This is a genomic window from Pseudomonas sp. NFACC10-1 (assembly GCF_900119195.1).
Classification (GTDB): domain Bacteria; phylum Pseudomonadota; class Gammaproteobacteria; order Pseudomonadales; family Pseudomonadaceae; genus Aquipseudomonas; species Aquipseudomonas cerasi.
The window spans coordinates 294,682-310,276 of sequence record NZ_FPJB01000003.1 but is presented as its reverse complement, the minus strand read 5'-3'; the positions used below and the strand labels follow the sequence as shown (position 1 = coordinate 310,276).

13 protein-coding genes are annotated in these 15,595 nt (G+C 59.2%); 1 reads left to right on the top strand and 12 read right to left on the bottom strand.

The features are described from left to right. Window positions 1-26: 26 nt before the first annotated feature. Together pgl and zwf are read right to left on the bottom strand one after the other, a co-directional pair. Window positions 27-740: a 6-phosphogluconolactonase gene (gene pgl / locus BT119_RS10070; protein ID WP_003365295.1), complete on the bottom strand. Its 714-nt coding sequence runs from the start codon at window positions 738-740 to the stop codon at window positions 27-29. Beyond that, window positions 727-2,196: a glucose-6-phosphate dehydrogenase gene (gene zwf / locus BT119_RS10065; RefSeq protein ID WP_003408964.1), complete on the bottom strand. Its 1,470-nt coding sequence runs from the start codon at window positions 2,194-2,196 to the stop codon at window positions 727-729. Before zwf ends, pgl begins: the two co-directional genes overlap by 14 nt. A gap of 218 nt (window positions 2,197-2,414) precedes the next feature. Here zwf and BT119_RS10060 point away from each other — a divergent pair, with 218 nt between their 5' ends. Then, complete coding sequence (locus BT119_RS10060; protein WP_002552324.1) at window positions 2,415-3,281, top strand: MurR/RpiR family transcriptional regulator; 867 nt, start codon at window positions 2,415-2,417, stop codon at window positions 3,279-3,281. Window positions 3,282-3,406: 125 nt separating this feature from the next. On the opposite strand, the gene BT119_RS10055 is transcribed toward BT119_RS10060, so the two are convergent. From BT119_RS10055 to edd, 10 genes are all read right to left on the bottom strand, one after another. After that, the gene (locus BT119_RS10055; protein WP_003433591.1) at window positions 3,407-4,282 is read right to left on the bottom strand and encodes a D-hexose-6-phosphate mutarotase; all 876 of its coding nucleotides are present in this window, start codon (window positions 4,280-4,282) and stop codon (window positions 3,407-3,409) included. Window positions 4,283-4,390: 108 nt separating this feature from the next. Further along, window positions 4,391-5,752, bottom strand: a complete 1,362-nt coding sequence (locus BT119_RS10050) for a carbohydrate porin (protein WP_003408960.1) — start codon at window positions 5,750-5,752, stop codon at window positions 4,391-4,393. Between the two features lie 125 nt (window positions 5,753-5,877). Beyond that, window positions 5,878-7,047, bottom strand: a complete 1,170-nt coding sequence (locus tag BT119_RS10045) for an ABC transporter ATP-binding protein (RefSeq protein WP_058397458.1) — start codon at window positions 7,045-7,047, stop codon at window positions 5,878-5,880. 2 nt (window positions 7,048-7,049) lie between these two features. Next, on the bottom strand, window positions 7,050-7,895 hold the full coding sequence (locus tag BT119_RS10040; protein WP_003433593.1) for a carbohydrate ABC transporter permease: 846 nt from the start codon (window positions 7,893-7,895) through the stop codon (window positions 7,050-7,052). Beyond that, a complete protein-coding gene (locus BT119_RS10035) occupies window positions 7,888-8,796 on the bottom strand; it encodes a carbohydrate ABC transporter permease (RefSeq protein WP_003314048.1) in 909 nt (302 codons plus the stop codon). Before BT119_RS10035 ends, BT119_RS10040 begins: the two co-directional genes overlap by 8 nt. A 104-nt stretch (window positions 8,797-8,900) precedes the next feature. Then, window positions 8,901-10,187 carry an ABC transporter substrate-binding protein gene (locus BT119_RS10030; protein WP_003365304.1) on the bottom strand — a complete coding sequence of 429 codons (1,287 nt, stop codon included), beginning with the start codon at window positions 10,185-10,187 and terminating at the stop codon, window positions 8,901-8,903. A gap of 169 nt (window positions 10,188-10,356) precedes the next feature. Beyond that, entirely contained in the window at window positions 10,357-11,763 is a 1,407-nt protein-coding gene (locus BT119_RS10025) for an ATP-binding protein (RefSeq protein WP_072365782.1), read from the bottom strand. Window positions 11,764-11,824: 61 nt separating this feature from the next. After that, entirely contained in the window at window positions 11,825-12,562 is a 738-nt protein-coding gene (locus BT119_RS10020; protein ID WP_003365308.1) for a response regulator, read from the bottom strand. A 50-nt stretch (window positions 12,563-12,612) separates the two neighbouring features. Continuing rightward, the gene (locus tag BT119_RS10015; protein ID WP_010431705.1) at window positions 12,613-13,578 is read right to left on the bottom strand and encodes a glucokinase; all 966 of its coding nucleotides are present in this window, start codon (window positions 13,576-13,578) and stop codon (window positions 12,613-12,615) included. Beyond that, window positions 13,575-15,401: a phosphogluconate dehydratase gene (gene edd / locus BT119_RS10010; RefSeq protein ID WP_003365314.1), complete on the bottom strand. Its 1,827-nt coding sequence runs from the start codon at window positions 15,399-15,401 to the stop codon at window positions 13,575-13,577. The genes BT119_RS10015 and edd overlap by 4 nt, the downstream gene beginning before the upstream one ends. Window positions 15,402-15,595: the final 194 nt, after the last annotated feature.

The window sequence follows — 15,595 nt, the reverse complement described above, 5'->3', positions numbered from 1 at the left end:
CCTTTGTTTGTGGGGCTTATCGGGGCTTATGGGCACCAGTAAATCTCGAGAGACGGGTTGAGAAAGGCACGCACCGGCATCTCGGCGAGGTCGTCGCCTGCCAGCGCGGTGCGCAGAGTGTCGAGTTTGGCCTGACCGGACACCGACAGAATCGGTGAACGCGCCGACGCCAGCAGGCGGCGGGTCAGGGTCAGGCGCTGGTGCGGCACGCTCGGTGCGAGCATGGGCAGGCAGCGGCGCTCACCTTGCAGGTCAAGGGCTTCGCTCAGATTCGGGCTGTTGGGGAACAGCGACGCGGTATGCCCATCGTCGCCCATGCCCAGAATCAGTACATCAATGGGTGGCAGCTCGGCCAGTGCCTGATCGGCAGCCTGAGCGGCTTCCTCGACACTGCTCGCCACGCTGTACAGGCCGAGAAACTTCGCCTTCGCCACAGGCCCCTGCAACAAGTGGCGGTGCAACAGGCCGGCATTGCTGTCGGCATGTTCGGTCGGCACGAAGCGCTCGTCCGCCAGACTGATGACGACCTTCGACCACTCCAGCGGCTGTGCCGCCAGACGCTGGAAGAAGGCGACCGGGCTGCGTCCACCGGACACCACCAGCGTCGCCAGACCGTTCTCGCTGATCGCCTGCTTGAGGCGTTCGGCGACAGTTTCAGCCAGTGCATCGGCCAGTTGCTGCGCTGTGTCGAAATCGTGTGCTACCAGCCCTGCTGGCAGCTTGAGGTCACATGTCGCCATACCAGGATCTCCCGTCGCGAGTAATCAGGGCAATGGAGCTCATCGGCCCCCAGGTTCCGGCCGGGTAAGGCTTGGGCGCATCGCCCGCCTTCTTCCAGCCAGCGATCAACTGATCACACCATTGCCAGGCGTACTCGATCTCATCTTTGCGGACAAACAGGTTCTGATTGCCACGCATGACTTCCAGCAACAACCGCTCATAAGCGTCGGGGACACGAGCGCTGCGGTAGGTGTCGGAAAAATTCAGTTGCAAGGGACCGCTGCGCAGCTGCATGCCCTTGTCCAGGCCCTGATCCTTGGTCATCACCTGCAAGGAAATGCCTTCGTCAGGCTGCAGGCGGATGATCAGGCGGTTGCTGATCTGCAAACGCTGTTCAGGCGCGAAGATGTAGTGCGGCGGTTCTTTGAAATGGATCACGATCTGCGACAGCTTCTGCGGCATGCGTTTGCCGGTGCGCAGATAGAACGGCGTACCCGACCAGCGCCAGTTGCGGATATCGGCACGCAACGCGACGAAGGTTTCGGTATCGCTCTGGGTATTGGAGTTTTCTTCCTCCAGATAGCCAGGCACCGCCTTGCCTTCGCTATAGCCGGAGGTGTACTGGCCGCGCACCACCTGGGTGGCCAGACGCTCAGGGGTAAACGGGGCCAGTGCCTTGAGCACCTTGACCTTCTCGTCCCGGATACTGTCGGCGGACAGGTCGCTTGGCGGGTCCATGGCAATCAGGCAGAGCAGCTGCAGCAGGTGGTTCTGGATCATGTCACGCAGCTGGCCAGCCTGATCGAAGTAGCCCCAACGGCCCTCGATGCCGACCTTCTCGGCCACCGTGATCTCCACGTGCGAAATATGGTTCTGGTTCCACTGGGTTTCGAACAGGCTGTTGGCGAAGCGCAGAGCGATGAGGTTCTGTACCGTGTCCTTGCCCAGATAGTGGTCGATACGATAAACGCGGTTTTCCGGGAAAAACTGCGCAACAGCGTCATTGACCCGGCGCGAAGAGGCCAGGTCGTGACCGATGGGTTTTTCCAGCACGGCACGCGTGCGCTCAGCGAGGTTGACCGACGCAAGGTTCTCGCAGATGGCACCGTAGACCGAGGCGGGTGTGGCGAAATAGGCGATCAGGGTTTCGGCATTGCCGACGCGCTCGGCGAGTGCGACGTAATCCTCGGCCTTGAGAAAGTCGACATGCAGGTAGCTGAGGCGCGCCAGAAAGCGGCCCAGGTTGTCCGGCTCCAGTTCCGTCTCGGGAATGAAGCGACGCATGGATTTTTCGATGTACGCCAGATGCGACTCTTCGTCACCCGGTTCACGCGCCAGGGCAAGAATTTTTGTGTCTTCATGCAGCAGTCCAGCGCGATCAAGCTGATAAAGAGCCGGGAACAGCTTGCGTACCGCCAGGTCCCCCAAGGCACCAAACAGGGCAAATGTGCACGGTTCAACCGTAATCAAGGGCATAATGTTGGTTCTTTTATCAAGTTAGGCTACAAATACCTTTTTTAAAGGCGTTACTCAAGGCCATATGTAGTAATAACCACAACATTCTGCCTGAAAGCATATTCCAGTGGTGATCAACACAGGCCCTCAGTACGATAGGCCACCTTTGCTACAGGCTAAAGGGCTAATAAAAGCCCAAGGCAAAACCGTTGGTAAATCAGCCCCGACAAGGACTTTGAATGGACCGCGTAAGAAACCTCCTGGAGCAAATCCAGGGTCGACTCGACGAGCTGAACAAGGCCGAACGCAAAGTGGCCGAGGTCATCCTGCTCAATCCGCAGATGGCAACGCGGCTGAGCATTGCAGCGCTTGCCCAGGCCGCCAAGGTCAGCGAGCCGACGGTCAATCGCTTCTGCCGTTCGTTCAGTGTCAGCGGCTATCCGGAATTGAAGCTGCAACTGGCCCAGAGCCTGGCCAGCGGCGCGGCTTATGTCAGCCGTGCGGTGGAAGCGGATGATAATCCGGAGGCCTATACCCAGAAGATTTTCGGCAGTGCCATCGCGTCACTGGACAGCGCCTGCCAGCAGTTGGACCCAGCCTTGATCAGCAAGTCTGTGGACATGCTCATCCAGGCGCGGCAGATCCATTTTTTCGGGCTGGGTGCCTCGGCGCCGGTGGCCCTGGATGCGCAGCATAAATTCTTCCGCTTCAATCTGGCGGTGACGGCGCATGCCGATGTGCTGATGCAGCGGATGATTGCGTCAGTGGCGCATACCGGCGAGTTGTTCGTGATCATTTCGTATACGGGCCGTACTCGTGAGTTGGTGGAAGTGGCGCGTATCGCGCGGGCCAATGGCGCGTCGGTGCTGGGGCTGACTGCAGCCGGTTCGCCGCTGGCTCAGGCCAGTACGGTGAGTCTGAATATTCCTCTGCCGGAAGACACGGATATTTATATGCCGATGACGTCGCGGATCATTCAGTTGACTGTGCTCGATGTGTTGGCCACGGGTATGACGTTGCGTCGCGGTGTCGACTTTCAGCCGCATTTGCGCAAGATCAAGGAAAGCCTGAATGACAGCCGTTATCCGATCGAGGATCAGGGCTGACTGGGTGTCGTTGACTATCGTTCCAACGCTCCGCGTAGGAATGCCTTTCGTGACGCTCTGCGTCACACAGCGGTTCTGTGATCCTCAGGTGGATCCTTGCTGAGCGCGAGTGAAGACGACGCAACTCACCCTGCCAGGCTGGCTTGCAGTTTGAGCTGCACCTGCTCTCCGGGCCGCAGGCTGAAGGTGTCGCCGGAGCCTGAGGCGGCTTCGACACGGACGAAGCCTGTGGTTTCGCTGCCGCATACGCCGAGAAGCGGTCTGCTGCCGGGGTGCCAGACGACGGTGTTGGTGCTGTCGCCGGTGTCGATGTTAAGCCTGCGCTGCCAGATCGGGTCCTGGAGCTGTAGGGCGCCGGCGTGTTCGAATACGCGCTGGCAGGCGCCTGCCACGCGCAGTTCGCCGTGTTGCTGACACGCCTGTCGGCTGAGTTCGTCATAGCCCTGTGCACCGTCGAGCCCCTCCAGCGCGACTTCAGCCACATCACCGATCCGCCAGTACGCGTGCAGCGCATGGCTGAAGTGACACGGCTCGCTGTCCTCGTGACGCGTGCTCAGACGCAGTTCCATGCCCTGCCCCAGTTCAGCATGCAGATCGACCTGCCAGTCCCACAGTTGCAAGCGCCAGTGCAGGCTCACGCCTTCTTCGCACTCACTGCTGTCGATCAGCTTCCAGTCCAGCAAACGCCCCCAGCCGTGTGCCGGCCAGCCGCTCTCGCCGGGATGCCGGCCATACCAAGGCCAGCAGACTGGCACGCCTCCACGAATGGCGCCCACCTGTGGCCACTGAGCGGCACACCAGAGCCAGGGTTTCTGGCCCTGCGGCTGAAAATGCAGCAGTTGCGCGCCCTGACGACTGAACACGGCCTGACATTGCGGGTGGTCGATGACCAACACATCGCGCAGTTGATGGCGCTCCCACTCGAAAGTCGGTCTGGCACGTCGGGATCGGAAGAAGCGCTGCAATGGATGTTCAGGCAGTTGCGCGTCGTGAGTGGTCATCGCCAATCGCGTCCCTGAAAAATAAAAGGATCAAGCCAAAAAAAACGGGCAGCCAGGCTGCCCGCAAAGCACACACGACCCTTGATCGCGTTACGCGTCAGTCAATAATCAGAACTTCGACTGGATCTTGATGCCCGCTACCAGCGCATCGTCAACCTGATCTACGCCACCAGGATGCTTGATGTACTGCAGGTTGGGACGCACGGTCAGCCAGTTGGTGACATGGAAGCCGTAGTAGATTTCAGAGTTGTACTCAGTGCTCTGGACCGGCAGGTAGCCAGGGTTGTCATAGTCATTGATACCGCTGATCTGGTTGGCCAGACGCACGCGATCCTGCACATCGTCGTTGACGTGGATACGGGCAATACCGATACCGATGTCATCTTTCGGACGCGAGTTGAACGGACCTTTGTACGTGAAACCGATCTGCTGGTAGTTGTCGACGAAGTTGGTCGCCTTGTCATGCACGGTGGCGTTGGCAAAAATGCTGAGGCCGCGCGAAGCATCGCCGTCATGCGTGGTCAGTTGTTGCTGAGCCACGACCCACCAGCCATGCTTGCTGCTGTGCGATTTGAACGCTGCGCCAGTCAGCGCTTGCGGCTGACCATTCACGTCTTCATAGACGTCGTTGGCGTTTGGCGTGCTCTTGTAGTAACCGACACGGTACTCACCGGGCAACGAGTTGAAGGATGGAGTCCAGACCAGTTCGACCGGCAGAATCATGCCTTCGGTGCCACTGCCACTGAGCTTGAAGCCGTTGCCTGTTTCCAGGTTGGACGGGTTCTGCTCGTACACACCCACCTGGGCATAGACTTCAGGCGTGATGTTGTACTTGATGCGCAACGCCCATTGGCTGATTGGCCAGTTGTACCAGGTGCTTACGTAGTTACCGACCTGCGAGCCGCAGAATGACAGGTTCTGGAAGTCGCACGGGAAGCTGTTGAAGTCTTCGCCCGGACCGAAACGGCCGGCCTTGACGTCCAGCGCGCCGTCGAAGTACTTCTGCTTGATCCACATCTGCGTCAGACGCCAGGTCTGACCACGGCCCCAGACTTCCTGGGAGGAGCTGAGTGTACCGGCGCGAGGATCGCCGATACGGTCATTGGAGATGTTGCGACCGCTACGTTCGGTGATTGCCAGCTTGAACTCTGCGTCCTGCCAGCCGAGAACTTTCTGCAAATCGACTTTCATGCCCAGCGCGAACTGGTCGCTGTAACGGCCGGTGGTGTCGTCGTTGTAGCCGCCCTTGAGGTTGCTGGCCATCTCGGAAACGTATTCCAGCGAGAAGTCATAACCCTTGTCCAGCAACTCGGTGCGCTTGCCACCCCAGTCACCCGTCATCCAGGGTGAATCTGCGGCAAACGGCTCGGCGGCGTGAACGCTGCCTGCCAGACCCATCGCACCCAACGCCGACAGCTTGCATACCAACTGGAGCCGGGAAAGCGATTTACCTTTGTTGATCTTCTTCATCCCATCAATCCTCGTTTTATTGTTATTAGCTTTGGTAGACGTGTTACTTCATTCACTGCCCTGTGTTCGCTGGTCGGCCGTGCGTTTTGGCAGCAGACGGCCAGCCAGCGATGCTCGTTGCTGAATCAATTTATCACTTGCGGCTCGACCGGTGACACATTGTTTTCCCGTTCAGCCGCCAGTCGCGCTCCCAGCACCCCGAGACGCTCGCCGCTCTGGGCATCGAAAATCAGCACCCTGGCAGGATCGAATTGCAGGGTAAGGCTCTCGCCTACCTGCGGTGCGACATCCGGGGCGAGGCGACAGCAAACCTTGCTCTGGTTGAGCGTGACGAACACCAGCGTATCCGGACCGGTCGGCTCGGTCACCTGGACCTCGGCACGAATGGTCGGCAGCCCGGTCGATTCAGCGCCGGCCAGCATAATCTGTTCGGGGCGAATACCAAGAATGATTTCTCGATCTTCAAGGCCTGCATCGGACACGCCCACCGGCAGCTCGCAACGGGCCTGACCACTGTCGAGCGCAGCGATCAACTGGCCATCCTTGCGTTGCAGGCGCAGCGGGATAAAGTTCATCGGCGGCGAACCGATGAAACTGGCGACGAACAGGTTGGCCGGATCGGTGTAGATCTGCTTGGGCGTGCCGAACTGCTGGACGATACCGTCCTTCATCACCGCCACCTTGTCACCCAGCGTCATGGCCTCGATCTGATCGTGGGTCACATAAACGGTGGTGGTCTTGAGGCGTTGATGCATCAACTTCATTTCGGTGCGCATCTCGACGCGCAACTTGGCGTCGAGGTTGGAGAGTGGCTCGTCGAACAGGTAGATCTTCGGTCGACGCGCCAGGGCACGGCCCATCGCGACACGCTGCTGCTGACCACCGGACATCTGGCCCGGCTTGCGATTGAGCAAGTGCTCGATCTGCAACAGTTTGGCAACGCGCGCCACTTCAGCGTCGATGTCGGCTTGCGGCATCTTGCGGATCTTCAGCCCGAACGCGATGTTTTCACGCACGCTCATGGTCGGATACAGGGCGTAGGACTGAAAGACCATGGCAATGTCGCGGTCCTTGGGGCTGGTGCCGCTGACGTCCTGGCCGTCGATCAGGATCTCACCGCCACTGATGCTTTCCAGACCGGCAATGCAGTTCATCAGCGTGGATTTACCACAGCCCGATGGACCGACCAGAATCAGGAACTCGCCATCCTTGATCGACAGGTCGATGTTCTTGAGTGTGTCCGGCAGATTGCTGCCGTAGGTCTTGTTGACGTTGCGTAATTCGAGAGTCGCCATGATTACCCCTTGACCGCGCCGGCCGTAAGCCCACGCAGGAAATACTTGCCAGCCAGTACGTAGACCAGCAGTGTCGGCAGGCCGGCAATCATCGCCGCCGCCATGTCAACGTTGTATTCCTTGGCACCTGTGCTGGTGTTGACCAGATTGTTCAGAGCCACAGTGATCGGCTGAGAATCGCCGCTGGAGAACACAACGCCGAACAGGAAATCGTTCCAGATCTGGGTGAACTGCCAGATCAGGCAGACCATCACGATAGGCGTGGACATCGGCAGAATGATGCGCCCGAAGATGGTGAAGAAACCGGCACCGTCCAATCGTGCAGCCTTGACCAGTGCATCGGGAATGCTGACGTAGTAATTACGGAAGAATAGCGTGGTAAATGCCAGCCCGTAGACCACGTGAACAAACACCAGCCCGGTGGTCGTGTTGGCCAGCCCCATCTTGCCCAGTGTGAAGGATGCCGGCAGCAGGACGGTCTGAAACGGCAGAAAGCAACCGAACAACAACAGACCGAAGAACAGCTGCGAGCCCTTGAAGCGCCACATCGACAGCACATAGCCATTGAGCGCGCCGATTGCGGTGGAGATGATCACGGCCGGAACAGTGATTTTTATCGAGTTCCAGAAATAACCATCGACCAGGTCCCAGGCTTTTATCCAGCCGATTGCAGTCACTACGCTTGGCCAGCTCAACAGGTTGCCGGTGCCGATGTCTTCGGGTGTCTTGAAGCTGGTGAACAGCATCACCACCAACGGCACCAGATAAATCAGACAGGCCAGCATCAGCACGGCGTAAATCAGAACACGACTGAAGCTGATGCCCGGTTTGCCAACATGACTAGTCATGGCGTTTGGTCCTCAGCTCGGAATACAGATACGGCACCAGAATCGCCAGGATCGCGCCGAGCATCAGAATCGCACTGGCAGAACCCATGCCCATCTGGCCGCGGCTAAAGGTGAACGAATACATGAACATCGCCGGCAGGTCGGATGAGTAACCGGGGCCACCGGCGGTCATCGCGGCTACCAGGTCGAAACTCTTGATCGCAATGTGCGCGAGAATCATCACGGCACTGAAGAACACCGGACGCAGGCTTGGCAGCACGACGCGCCAGTAGATCATCGGCAAACTCGCGCCATCCATCTGGGCCGCGCGAATGATCGACTGATCGACGCCACGCAGACCTGCCAGAAACAACGCCATGACGAAGCCGGAGGACTGCCATACCGCGGCGATGACCAGGCAGTACACCACGCGGTCCTGGTCAATCAGCCAGTCGAAACGGAAACCTTCCCAGCCCCAGTCGCGCAACATCTTGTCCAGGCCCAGGCCTGGGTTGAGCAGCCACTTCCAGGCAGTACCGGTGACGATCATCGACAGCGCCATCGGGTACAGGTAGATAGTACGAATCATGCCCTCGCGACGAATCCGCTGGTCCAGCAGGACGGCCAGCAGGACCCCGATCACCAGGCTGATTGCAATGAACATCCCGCCAAAGACCGCAAGGTTCTTGCTTGCCACCCACCAGCGATCGTTGTCCATGAGACGCGCGTATTGCGCCAGACCGACCCATTTATAGGAAGGCAGGAACGTCGAGTTGGTGAACGACAGTGCGAATGTCCAGAGGATATAGCCATAGAAACCCACCAGCACGATGAACATGCTGGGGGCCAGCACCAGTTTTGGTAGCCAGCGTTGCAGCGCATCCATTGGCGAGGCTTTGCTGTTCGCAGCGACAGAGCTCATCGGGAGTATCCCATGCGGTGTATCGAATCCAGGCCGCAGCCGCAGGTGAAATCAACCAGGGATTTCAACACTGCGGACGACGGTTAAAGGCGGTTCAGAACGAATTACTTGGCAGACTTGATCGCAGCGCCCAGCTTTTTGGCTGTTTCGGCCGGATCAGCTTTCGGGTCATTGATGTAGTTGGTCACCACATCGAAGAACGCGCCCTGCACTGCCAGCGTAGTTGCCATGTTGTGCGCCATGCTTGGCTGCAGACCACCGGTTTTCGAATCAGCCAGGAAGTCCTTCGCAGCGGTTTGCGCACACGAGTCGAAACCGTATTTGCTCATGTCGGACAGCATGTCTTCACGAACCGGGATCGAACCCTTGTTGATGCTGAAGACCTTCTGGAAGTCCTCGCCCATGGCGACCTTGGCCAGATCCTGCTGTGCGGCAGTCGTGCCCTTGTCTTTCTGCTTGAACACCGCCAGCGAGTCGATGTTGTAGGTAAAGGCTTTTTCGGTGCCCGGGAAGGCTACGCACTGGTAATCCTTGCCTGCGACCTTTTTGGCTGCGGTCCATTCACTCTTGGCCCAGTCGCCCATGATCTGCATGCCGGCCTTGCCATTGATAACCTTGCCAGCTTCCAGGTTCCAGTCCTGGCCCTTGCCATCGGCATCCATGTAGGTCGCGACTTTCTTGAGTTCGGTGAGCGACTTGACCATTTCTGGGCCGGTCAACGCGCCGTTGTCCAGATCGACCAGAGCTTTCTTGTAGCCATCAGCCCCCATCACCGAGAGCACGACAGCTTCAAAGACGGTGCTGTCCTGCCAAGGCTGGCCACCGTGGGCAAGTGGGATGAAGCCGGCTTTTTTCAGCTTGTCGCCTGCCGCGTAAAACTCTTCGAGCGTTGTAGGCGCCTTGTCGATACCGGCTTTCTTGAAGACTTCAGGGTTGATCCACAGCCAGTTGACGCGGTGAATGTTCACCGGTACTGCTACGTAATCACCGTCGTACTTCACGGTGTCGGAGACTTTCTTGTCCAGCAGGGAGTCCCACTTCTCGGACTTGGCGACCTCTTTCAGCGCATCGGTATCGAGCAGGCCGGTAGAGGCCCATTCCTGAATATCCGGGCCTTTGATCTGGGCCACACCGGGAGGATTTCCGGCAACCGCACGGCTCTTGAGCACGGTCATGGCCGTGGAGCCGCCGCCGCCTGCAACGGCGCCGTCCTTCCAGGTAAAGCCGTCCTTTTCAACCTGAGCTTTCAGAACATCGACTGCAGCCTTTTCGCCACCCGACGTCCACCAGTGCACGACTTCTACGGTGCCTTTGGATTCAGCGGCGTTAGCGCTCAGAGGGAACAACGAAGCGAGAGAGATGACAACAGCGAGACGTGACATGGAATTCATCGAATTGACCTTTCTTGTTGTTATGCATGAGCAAGTCTGGTGCTTGCGCTTCGTGGGAGTCTAACCAAGCCTGACGCGCCGACAGTAACGAAGGGACGCGTGATTGTCACAGGATGGTGACAATTGAAATCCCGGTGCAATCGCTAGCCAAAAGCCACTGTGCAGCGCGTCATTCCACAGTTCTCGGCAGGTACAACGTTACCCGCAACCCTCCGTCACGCAGGTTCTGCAGGCTGACTTCGCCGCCATGACTGTGGGCAATGTTGCGAGCGATGCCCAGGCCGAGACCGTAGCCCTGCTGCTGATTGCCTGCCAGACGGAAATGCGGTTCGAAAACGTGTTCGAGACGCTGCTCGGGAACGCCAGGACCTTCGTCATCGACATGCAGTACGAACGCCTGGGCATCGTCTTCGACTTTCAGATGCGCGCGATCACCGTATTTGAGCGCGTTATCGATCAGGTTGCCGATGCAGCGCTTGAGCGCCAGCGGTTTGCCTGAATAGACAGCCTGAGCCTCACCCTGCTGCGTGACCCGCCCATTGCCGTCAGCAAGCAGCCAGGGTTCGACCAGACATTCAAGCAGCGCGTTGAGGTCTACCGGCTCGATGTTTTCATGAATATCAGTGTCCTTGACGCACTGCAGCGCGCCTTTGACCAGCAGCTCCAGTTCATCCAGATCACGACTGAATTTGCGTTGCAGTTGCTCATCCTCGAGCAGCTCGACCCGCAAGCGCAAACGGGTGATGGGCGTACGCAAATCATGGGAAATGGCACTGAACAACTGCCCCCGCTCGGTCAGGTAGCGACTGATCCGTGTGCGCATGGCATTGAACGCCCGGCTGACCTCGATGACTTCGCTGCCGCCGCCCTCGACCACAGGTTCGACGTCCGCGCCCAGCGACATGTCCCGTGCGGCCCGCGCCAGACGCTTGAGCGGGCGGCTCTGCCAGTGCACCAGCAAGCCGATGAACAACAGCAGAAATGCGCTGGTCAGGACAATGAACGAGACCTGCTGAAGAGGCAGCTCCTGCTCCTCCAGCGAGGTGTAGGGTTCGGGCAGCAGCGAGGCAATGTAGAACCACTCGCCCGGCGCCATTTCGATTTGCGTGACCAGCACCGGCGGGTTCACCGGCTCGAGTGTCAGCGCGTAATGCGCCCACGAACGCGGCAGCTCGTCGAGCTTCAGGCCGCTGTTGAAGATCCGCAGTTCTTCGGGCCGCGCGAACCATACGGTGATGTCCGGACCATTGCCCAGTCGCTGGCGCAGCACCTCGCCCACCACGTCCAGCACCGCCTGCTTGCGAGGGGTGGGCTGCATGATCTGCATGTCCAGCGGGTGATCGTTGAGTGACACCACGAACCGTGTGCCACCCATACTGCGTAACTGGTCGAGCACCATGGGCCGGTAAGCCAGCGGCAATGAGCGAAAGTAGCTGACACTGGCCGCCATCGAGTACGCCAGACTGCGCGCACTGGTCACCAGGCCTTCCATCTGCGTGGCACGCAACTGTGACAGCCAGATCACGCTGGACAGCGCCTGCGCCAAAAAAACTGCCAGCAAGGTCAGCAGCAACATGCGCCCCAGCAACGAGCGCGGCAGCGGCAGGCCGGTTCTCTTCGTGCCTGCCCCTGTCGGTTTAATAACCGTTGCCCGCTTGCGAGTTGACGTTTGCGGCCAGCAGGTAACCACTGCCGCGAATAGTGCGGATCAGACGCGGTGACTTGCCGGTGTCGCGCAGACGCTGACGCAGGCGACTGACCGCCATGTCGACGATGCGCTCCAGCGGCATCAACTCACGCCCACGTGTGGCATTGCCGATGGTGTCGCGGTCGAGAATCTGCTGGGGGTTGTCGAGAAACAGTTTGAGCAGTGCGAAGTCGGCGCCGGACAGAATCACCTCTTCGCCGTCATTGTGAAACAGCCGGTGGCTGACCATATCGAGTCGCCACTCATCAAACAGGATCACGTCGCCACCCGGACGCTCCTGACCGAACTGGGCACGTCGCAACAGCGCCTTGATGCGGGCCTGAAGCTCGCGCGGGCTGAACGGCTTGCCAAGGTAATCATCGGCCCCCAGTTCCAGACCGATGACCCGGTCGGCTTCGTCCGAGCTGGCGGTCAACATGATGATCGGCACATGCGGCTGACGCGGGTGCTGGCGGATCCAGCGACACAGACTGAAACCGTCTTCATCGGGCAGCATGACGTCCAGGATCAGCAGATCGCTTGGTTCGTCATTGAACGCTCGACGGAAATCCGCGCCATCGCCCACTGTGCGCACCTGAAAACCGGCGCGGCTCAGGTAGGTGTCCAGCAACTCGCGAATTTCCTGATCGTCATCCACCAACAGGATCGATTTACTGACTGAGCTCAAGTTGAAGCGTCCTTGTCTGGCTGTTAATTTTTGTTGTTATGTCATATCGCTCAGATCTGCGCACCAAACGCCTGCTGCAGGGCCACGCCTGAACCCATGAGGCCCGGGTATTCGGCCGTGACCAGCCACACCGGCAGGCCATTGAAATAGTCGCTCATGACGCCCTTCTCGGCCATGGCGCGCTTGAACCCGCTGTTGATGAAGAACTCAGTGAAGCGCGGCACCACGCCGCCGACGATATAAACCCCGCCGAGGCTGCCCAGGGCCAGCACATGGTTGCCGACCACTCTGCCGAGAAACACGCAGAATTGTTCCAGCACTGCCGCAGCTACCGGGTCGCCCGAGAGCGCAGCGGTAGTGATCGCCGCAGGCGATTTAAGCACCGGTTCGATGTCGTCCAGCGCGCAGCTGACCTGATACAGCAACAGCAAGCCCGCACCGCTGAGCACGACTTCGGCGCTGACATGTTCATGCTCGGCCATCAGCCGCGTCCACAGCAGCGCCTCACGCGCGGTGCCGATGGGCAGGTCGGCATGACCGCCCTCGCCCGGCAACGCCATCCAGCGACTGCCTTCGAGTTTGATCAGCGTACCGACGCCCAGCCCGGTCCCCGGCCCCACCACCACGCGCGGCCGATCAGGCTTGCCGACACCGTGGCAGACCGTCAGGTATTCATCATCCTTGAGCCGGGTCATGCCCAGCGCCATGGCGGTGAAATCGTTGATCAGCAGCAGTTCATCGACCTGCAGGTCGGCGCAGAACGCCTTGCGGCTCAATTGCCAGTGGCTGTTGGTGAACTGGAAAAAATCGCCATCGACAGGCCCGGCCACCGCCAGGCACACATGACCGATATCGCCGCGCTGCAGCTCCAGGTCCTGCAGATAGACTTCGATGGCCTTCTCCGGGCCCGCGTAGTCAATGGTCGGGAATACCCGGACAGAATGCAGCGTGTCGTCTTCCCAAATGGCAAAACGTGCATTGGTACCGCCTATATCACCGACCAGGGCCAACTTCACTTAAGCGTCTCCAGACTAGAGGTAAAGGCGCTGGCGCCTTGCTCTGCGGAGCTGAAGGCCATGCGCATGAATCCAAAAAGCTCGCGACCGCAGCCGACACTGTTGTCGATCTGGTTGATGGCCGGTTCTCTGGCGGCCAATTCTGACGCTTCGACCAGCACTTGTAACGTGCCTTTTACACCATCCACGCGAATCACATCGCCATTGCGTACCAGCGCCAATGGGCCACCATCGAACGCCTCCGGGCAGACATGGATCGCCGCCGGGATCTTGCCCGAAGCGCCCGACATGCGTCCATCGGTGACCAGCGCAACCTTGAACCCGCGATCCTGAAGGACACCCAGAAACGGCGTCATCTTGTGCAGCTCGGGCATGCCGTTGCAACGCGGGCCCTGGAAGCGCATCACGGCGACGAAATCGCACTCCAGCTCGCCTGCCTTGAAAGCGTCGGCCAGCTCTTTCTGATCCTGGAACACCTTGGCCGGTGCTTCGACGATCTGATGCTCCGGAGCCACCGCGGACACTTTCATCACGCCGCGCCCCAGGTTGCCTTCCATGACCCGCAGCCCACCTTCCGGCGAGAACGGACGGGCCACCGGGCGCAGGATATTTTCATCGAGGCTTTCGAGCGGCCCTTCACGCCAGACGAGTTTGCCGTCCTCCAGGAACGGCTCCTTGGTGTAACGGCTGAGTCCATAACCGGCCACGGTATTGACGTTTTCGTGCAGCAGACCGGCAGCCAGCAGCTCGCGGATCAGGAACGACATGCCGCCTGCCGCCTGGAAGTGGTTGATATCGGCTTTGCCGTTGGGGTAGACGTGACTCAGGGTTGGCACCACTTCAGACAGATCGGCCATGTCCTGCCAGGTCAGTTGAATGCCAGCAGCCTGAGCAATGGCCGGCATGTGCAGCGTATGGTTGGTCGAGCCACCTGTCGCGTGCAGCGCAACGATGGAATTGACCAGCGAGCGCTCGTCGACGATTTCGCCGATCGGCATGAAGCTGCCACTCTGTTTGGTCAGACGCGTCACCTGGCGGGCCGCCTCTGCGGTCAGCGCATCACGCAATGGCGTGTAGGGATTGACGAACGAAGCACCAGGAAGGTGCATGCCCATGACTTCCATCAGCAACTGGTTGGTATTGGCGGTGCCGTAGAAGGTGCAGGTTCCCGGACCGTGATACGACTTCATTTCCGAGTCGAGCAGCTCTTCGCGGGTGGCCTTGCCTTCCGCATAACGCTGCCTTACGTCGGCTTTTTCCTTGTTGGAGATGCCTGAGACCATCGGTCCGCCGGGCACGAAAATGGTCGGCAGATGACCGAATCGCAATGCGCCCATCATCAGACCCGGCACGATCTTGTCGCAGATGCCCAGCATCATGGCGGCGTCGAACATGTTGTGTGACAAGGCAATCGCCGTGGACATGGCAATCACTTCACGACTGGCAATCGCCAGTTCCATGCCCGGCTCGCCCTGGGTGACGCCATCGCACATGGCTGGTACACCGCCGGCAAACTGACCGACCGAACCAATGTCACGTAATGCCTGTTTGATCTGGGCTGGAAAGTGTTCGTAGGGCTGATGCGCCGAGAGCATCTCGTTGTAGGAAGAGACGATTGCCACGTTGGCGGCGTTCATCAGACGCAGGCTTTGCTTGTCTTCCGGTCCGCAAGCGGCGACGCCGTGGGCAAAGTTGGCGCATTGGAGCTTGCCGCGCATCGGGCCATCGCTCGCTGCGCCGCGAATCAATTGAAGGTAGCGCTGACGGGTATCGCGACTGCGGGCGATGAGACGCTCGGTTACTTCAAGGACGCGGGGATGCATGTGATGAACTCCAGGCTAACGTCTAAGGTCACCCGTAAAGACGGCTCCGGTTTTCGAGCAGTGACTGTCAGGGAGCAAAACCCTGATCTCGATCAACTGGGAGTGCCTTTCAGGCTTGTAGTTGTAGATAAAACAAAATATTGCCACTAAAAAGGCTTGTTTTCTATTTCTATGAGAATAATCTTGTAATTCCA

What these genes read in the sequence shown, in the direction of transcription:
- pgl (WP_003365295.1), bottom strand. Translation starts at nt 740, where the DNA reads ATGGCGACATGTGACCTCAAGCTGCCAGCAGGGCTGGTAGCACACGAT.
- zwf (WP_003408964.1), bottom strand. Translation starts at nt 2,196, where the DNA reads ATGCCCTTGATTACGGTTGAACCGTGCACATTTGCCCTGTTTGGTGCC.
- BT119_RS10060 (WP_002552324.1), top strand. Translation starts at nt 2,415, where the DNA reads ATGGACCGCGTAAGAAACCTCCTGGAGCAAATCCAGGGTCGACTCGAC.
- BT119_RS10055 (WP_003433591.1), bottom strand. Translation starts at nt 4,282, where the DNA reads ATGACCACTCACGACGCGCAACTGCCTGAACATCCATTGCAGCGCTTC.
- BT119_RS10050 (WP_003408960.1), bottom strand. Translation starts at nt 5,752, where the DNA reads ATGAAGAAGATCAACAAAGGTAAATCGCTTTCCCGGCTCCAGTTGGTA.
- BT119_RS10045 (WP_058397458.1), bottom strand. Translation starts at nt 7,047, where the DNA reads ATGGCGACTCTCGAATTACGCAACGTCAACAAGACCTACGGCAGCAAT.
- BT119_RS10040 (WP_003433593.1), bottom strand. Translation starts at nt 7,895, where the DNA reads ATGACTAGTCATGTTGGCAAACCGGGCATCAGCTTCAGTCGTGTTCTG.
- BT119_RS10035 (WP_003314048.1), bottom strand. Translation starts at nt 8,796, where the DNA reads ATGAGCTCTGTCGCTGCGAACAGCAAAGCCTCGCCAATGGATGCGCTG.
- BT119_RS10030 (WP_003365304.1), bottom strand. Translation starts at nt 10,187, where the DNA reads ATGAATTCCATGTCACGTCTCGCTGTTGTCATCTCTCTCGCTTCGTTG.
- BT119_RS10025 (WP_072365782.1), bottom strand. Translation starts at nt 11,763, where the DNA reads ATGTTGCTGCTGACCTTGCTGGCAGTTTTTTTGGCGCAGGCGCTGTCC.
- edd (WP_003365314.1), bottom strand. Translation starts at nt 15,401, where the DNA reads ATGCATCCCCGCGTCCTTGAAGTAACCGAGCGTCTCATCGCCCGCAGT.